The 2,319-nt window shown below is 45.0% G+C and carries 2 protein-coding genes; both read right to left on the bottom strand.

Features of this window, described 5'->3' with window-relative positions; all coding sequences use genetic code 11:
• Window positions 1-989 (bottom strand): nucleoside recognition domain-containing protein (locus tag B4K20_RS11725; protein WP_289283013.1); only part of this gene is annotated, 989 nt, incomplete at its 3' end.
• Between the two features lie 112 nt (window positions 990-1,101).
• A partial coding sequence (locus B4K20_RS11730) for a helicase-related protein (protein ID WP_289283014.1) occupies window positions 1,102-2,319 on the bottom strand: 1,218 nt, incomplete at its 5' end.

The following is a 2,319-nucleotide window of genomic DNA, read 5'->3' on the forward strand; positions in this document are numbered from 1 at the left end:
AAAGGCTTCATCAATGCGGTGGGTAAGGCTTCTATAAAGCGGTCATCTAAACCCAGGCTCAAAATAATATAGCGTAAGCCTTCAGCAAGCATATCCATAGCACCGCTGGCGCGAAATACACCAATAGCTACGAGCATAGCTACCAGATAGGGAATAATGGTGATGGCTGTTTCAAACCCTTCTTTTGCCCCATCAACAAAGGCATCGTAAGCATTGATCCTTTTTTTCCAGGCGGCTGTGATAAATATAATGATCAAGGTAAATAAAATTAGGTTACTGATTAATGACGATTGGCTGACCATTTCTTGCTGCGGTAGATGAGAAAAATAGATGAGTAAGGCCAGCACAAACGCTGTGAAACTACCCAGATAAGCCAAAATAACACGATCCAGAAGATTAATTTTCTGTACCCATGCCACACTGAGTAAACCAACCAAAGTAGAGATATATGTGGCAATTAGAATGGGAATAAAGACATCGGTTGGGTTGGCTGCGCCCATTTGTGCACGATAAGTAAAGATGGTGACGGGAAACAAGGTGACAGCAGAGGTATTAATCACCAGAAACAGTATTTGGGCATTACTGGCAGTATCTTTGAACGGATTTAATTTCTGTAGTTCCTTCATGGCTTTGATGCCCAGCGGCGTCGCGGCATTATCCAGACCAAGTGCATTAGCAGAGATATTCATCACCATGGCCCCAATAGCTGGATGGTTTCTGGGAATATCGGGCATGAGGCGTTGAAATAATGGTGTTAAAGCCGCCGTCAGTAATTGAATAAAGCCGCTTCGCTCCCCGATTTTCATGATACCCAACCATAGTGCCAGCACACCTGTCAGCCCGAGAGAAATCTCAAAGGCGGTTTTGGCCAGTTCAAACATGGCTTGCATGAGTTGGGTGAATATTAACTGATCGCCCAGTACCAGTAATTTAAACAAGGCAACGAGAAACGCGATGAGAAAAAAAGCGATCCAGATAATATTCAGCATGCGCGTATTGTGGCATGAGTGTCTGCATTGCGGAAGTTAGTGGGAATAAAGACATAAAAAAGCCCGCTCAGTACGATTCACTTGCGGGCTCTTTTGAGTGCTTATATGGCCTTTAGTCGCGGTTAGCTTTTCTTTGCTTTTTTGCGGCTATGGCTGGACGTTTCTTGGTTTTTCCTGGCGGTCCATTTCGGCGAGGTTTTCTTTCTGATCTCGCAGATGACATATCTGCCTCAGCGCCGGGCAGACTAATCTCGAGCTGCTTATTATTAACCCAGACTTTTCTTAAATGCTGGAAAATATCTTTTGGCATACCATCAGGCAAATCAACCAGGCTGTGATCCTGATTAATCGTAATACGGCCAATCATACGACTATCCATACCAGCTTCATTGGCGATAGCACCCACGATATGCTTTGGCTCAACATTTTGTTCTACACCGACCTCGATCCGGTATGTTTTCATACCTTCTTCAGCCTGATGAGCTGCCTGACGGCGAGGACTACGTTCTGCTCTTGGTGGTCTTTCTGAACGCATACCACGTTCACCACGATTCGCTCGTTCAGGACGATCACCACGCTCAGCTCGCTCTCTAGGTTGTTTGCGTTCTGAATGGACAACAGGAGGATTTAAAGGACGACTTTTCTGTACCTGGAAGGCAAGGGCGGCCGCCATTTCAATCGGATCCGCATTATGTTCTTCTTGATACTGACGAATCAGATTTTCAAAAAAAGCGAGATCTTGAGATTCGATGGTTTCTGTCAGGTCTTGTTTAAAGGCCATAACACGACGGTCAGCAATATCTTCGCTACTAGGCAGTTGCATCCGAGTAATCGTCTGTTTAGTGGCTTTTTCAATCGCACCCAACATACGTTTTTCACGTGGAGAGACGAATAAAATCGCTTCACCTTTACGGCCTGCACGACCCGTTCTACCAATGCGGTGAACGTAAGATTCGGTGTCATAAGGAATATCGTAATTAACGACGTGGCTCATACGTTCGATATCCAGACCGCGAGCAGCCACATCGGTGGCAACCAAGATATCAATCTTGCCTGCTTTCATTCTTTCGATGGTTTTTTCACGTAGCGCCTGATTCATATCACCGTTTAGTGGTGAACTGGCGTAACCACGTGCTTCTAGCTTTTCAGATAAATCCACTGTCGAATTTTTAGTACGCACGAAGATAATCATGCCATCAAAGTCTTCAACTTCAAGAATGCGCGTCAATGCATCCAGTTTATGTAACCCGGTTACCTGCCAGTAGCGTTGTGTGATCGTATCTACGGTCGATGTTTTTGATTTGATATGCACATCAACAGGATTATTGAG

Origin of the sequence: Methylophaga sp. UBA5088 (genome assembly GCF_002414625.1) — a bacterium.
Taxonomy (GTDB): domain Bacteria; phylum Pseudomonadota; class Gammaproteobacteria; order Nitrosococcales; family Methylophagaceae; genus Methylophaga; species Methylophaga marina.